Raw genomic sequence first — 3,381 nt, 5'->3', positions numbered from 1 at the left:
CCATGAACGGCGATTTCATCGTAGAGTGATCCGAACCGGATCGGTACGGGGGGCGGGGCTGCCTCGCCCTCTCTCTTCTTCGATAACCGGCGGGCGCCCTGTGGCGAGGCTTGCCGTTCTCCGACGGAGCCGGGCCCTTGCCAAAGGTTGTTTCAGGAAACCGGGTTTTTTTGGGGAGGAAAGGGCTCCTCTGCGAAAGGTATATAACGTGGCTTTCTCATTCCTGCCCCGTATGCAGAGATTGTCAAGGCTCCTGATAATCACCCTGGTAGGGTGTTTAATGCTCTTTTCCGGGGCGGTCGCCCAGGAAGAGAACGCGAGCGACATGCCCAACGAGACAACAGGCCTTCAGGCGGCGGAGGGAGTCCCGCCGGAGATCATGCAGTACACGGCCGACTGGCCGCTTCCGAACAGAGACTACGAGAATACACGCGCAACGACCGACGTATCGATCAATAAGGACAATGTCAACGATCTGGCGATCGCCTGGACATTCGATATCACCGCCACCGGCACCTTCGGCGGCGCGAGCAGCAACCCCATCATCATGGGGGACACCGTCTACTTCCAGGACCTCTACGCCGACACCTACGCCCTGAACCTTGCCGACGGTTCGGTGAAGTGGGAGAAGATCTACAACAACACCACCGTGACCGGGCCGAACGGGCCGGCGGTCGGGTGGGGCAAGGTCTTCGTGACGAGCGACCCCTTCTCCGTCGCGGCGCTGAACGCATCGAGCGGTGAAGAGCTCTGGTCGATGCAGCTCATCAACACCACGCCCCTGGCCGGGGAGATCATCGGCGAGGGCATCGACATCCAGCCCACGGTCTACGACAACCTGGTCTACACCTCGACGGTGCCCGGACGCGGCGACGTCTTCTACCGGGGCGGTGCCGTCGGGTACATCTATGCCCTCGACCAGGAGACCGGCGAGGTCGCGTGGAACTTCAGCACGGTCGACGACCCGGTGAGCATCTGGGGCAACCCCGACGTCAACAGCGGCGGTGGGGTCTGGTACACCCCGGCGGTGGATACAGAGACCGGCATCACCTACTGGCCCATAGCGAACCCGGCACCCTTCGCGGGGACCCCTGAGTTCCCGAACGGGGCGAGCAGGCCCGGCCCGAACCTCTACACGAACACCATGATGGCGCTCGACCATGCGACCGGGGATATAGTCTGGTTCACCCAGGTGCTCCCGCACGACCTCTTTGACCACGACCTCGCGATCGCGCCGATCCTCACCAGCGCCAACGTCAGCGGGGAGGACCAGAATGTCGTGATCGGCGCCGGGAAGATGGGCAGGGTGTATGCCTTCAACCGCGACACCGGAGCCATCCTCTGGATTGCGGTCGTGGGCAGGCACGAGAACGACCAGCTTGCGGCGCTGCCGCCCGGCAACACCACGGTCTACCCGGGAGCGCTCGGCGGTGTCGAGACCCCGATGGCCTACGCGAACGGCACGGTCTACGTGCCCTACGTCGACCTCTATACCAACTGGACGCCGACAAGTTCGCTCTCCCTGGGCGTCGAGGGCGCGCCCCAGGCGGAGATCCAGCCGGTCCCCGAGGGGACAGGCGGGCTTGTGGCTGTTGAGGCCTATTCCGGCAAGATCCTCTGGGATCAGAAACTTGACTCCATCAACGTGGGCGGTGCGACGGTCGTCAACGACCTGGTCTTCACGGCGACCTTCAACGGGACGATCTACGCTTTCGACGCGATGACCGGTGAAGAGGTCTGGAGTTTCACCGCTCCTGCGGGCATCAACGCCTGGCCTGCGGTCGCGAACGACACCATCGTCTGGCCCTGCGGCGTCGGGGAGATGTCCCAGGTCATAGCGCTCCGTCCCGGCGGGATGGGGAACGTGACGCCCGCACCGACGATGAACGTGACTCCGACAGTCATGCCCCCGGCCGGGAACGAGACCGGGAACGTGACGCCGACGCCGACGATGAACGCCACTCCGACGATGACGATGAACGTGACGCCGACAGCAACCGTGAATGTAACCCCGACGGTAACGATGAATGTGACGCCGACAGCAACAACGAATGTAACCCCGGCCCCGACGACGCCCGGGAACGCGACGACGGTGAATATCTCCGCCGATAATCTCGCGTTCGATACGGACACCATCACGGTGCCGGCGGGGGCGGAGGTGACGATGGTCTTCGACAACCAGGACGGCGGCATCCCCCACAACGTCGCGGTCTACAACAGTCCCGCCAGGGCGGAGGAGATCTTCGTGGGCGAGATCATCACCGGGCCCGCCGAGATCACCTACACCTTCACGGCGCCGGAAGAGCCCGGGACTTACTACTTCCAGTGCGACGTCCATCCCTCCATGAACGGCGATTTCATCGTGGAGTGACCCGGAACGCACCGGCGTGCGAAGAGCGGGATTGCCCCGCTCCTCCCACCCCTTTCTCCTGTGCGGACCTTCACGCGCGGATAAATATAAATAGCATGTACAGGATCGTTTCGCTCATGAGGCCCAATGCAGTCCTTCTCATGGCGCTCCTCATCGTGAGCGCCGGCATGCTGGTCGCGGGATGCACCGCGCCGGGTGGAGACGGCACCCAGCCGACCCCCACGGAGACGGTAACGACCCCGATGGAGACCGAGACGCCGCTCGAGACCGAAACCCCGACCGCCACAGAGACAACGCGCGTCACAACGGCAGCGACGACCGCAGCGGGCGGAGGGATCGCGACCGTCGAGATCGCCGCCGATAACACGGCGTTCGACACGAACACGATCACGGTGCCGGCGGGGGCGCAGGTGACGATAATCTTCGATAACCGGGATGCCGGCATCCTCCACAACGTCGCGGTCTACACGGACTCTTCCGCGGCCGAGGAGATCTTCGTGGGCGAGACCATCACCGGCCCGGCAGTCATCACCTACACCTTCACCGCGCCGGAGGAGCCCGGGACTTACTTCTTCCGGTGCGACGTCCACCCCCAGCAGATGACCGGCGACTTCATTGTAGAGTGATACGAAAAACGGGGATACTCCCCTCCTCCTCTTCTTCCCCGTGCGGTTTCTGCGGAGTTTCCAGCAGGCCCCACCAGGGATCCGGTGGGCTGGCGGGTCTGAATCGATTCAGGCAACCGGCGCCGGCGTTCCGGACAGGCGGGATGCAGAGTCCGGGCCTGCGTCCTGATCGGGGGTCCTGACGGCGGCGGCCGGCACGGGTGAGCAAATTATAAATAACATGTGTGTGATGGGCCCCTTCCATGAGACCCATCCTAGTCCTGCTGGCGGTGCTCCTCATCCTGGGCGCCGGCATCCTGGCCGCGGGATGCACCTTGCCGGGTGGAGACGGCGCCCTGCCTACCCCCACGGAGACGATGACAACCCCGATGGAGACCGGGACCC

The 3,381-nt window shown here is 64.0% G+C and carries 2 protein-coding genes; both read left to right on the top strand.

What is annotated here, in order from left to right; genetic code table 11:
* The first annotated feature begins 232 nt into the window (after nt 1-232).
* Complete coding sequence (locus tag BRA62_RS12350) at nt 233-2,371, top strand: PQQ-binding-like beta-propeller repeat protein (RefSeq protein WP_292367052.1); 2,139 nt, start codon at nt 233-235, stop codon at nt 2,369-2,371.
* Nucleotides 2,372-2,487: 116 nt separating this feature from the next.
* Nucleotides 2,488-2,997 carry a cupredoxin domain-containing protein gene (locus tag BRA62_RS12345; protein ID WP_292367050.1) on the top strand — a complete coding sequence of 170 codons (510 nt, stop codon included), beginning with the start codon at nt 2,488-2,490 and terminating at the stop codon, nt 2,995-2,997.
* Nucleotides 2,998-3,381: the final 384 nt, after the last annotated feature.

Source organism: Methanoculleus sp. UBA208 (assembly GCF_002498065.1).
In the GTDB taxonomy this organism is placed as follows: Archaea; Halobacteriota; Methanomicrobia; order Methanomicrobiales; family Methanoculleaceae; genus Methanoculleus.
The sequence above is the reverse complement of the archived record's forward strand: the minus strand, read 5'-3'. Positions and strand labels throughout refer to the sequence as shown.

What these genes read in the sequence shown, in the direction of transcription:
- BRA62_RS12350 (WP_292367052.1), top strand. Translation starts at nt 233, where the DNA reads ATGCAGAGATTGTCAAGGCTCCTGATAATCACCCTGGTAGGGTGTTTA.
- BRA62_RS12345 (WP_292367050.1), top strand. Translation starts at nt 2,488, where the DNA reads ATGAGGCCCAATGCAGTCCTTCTCATGGCGCTCCTCATCGTGAGCGCC.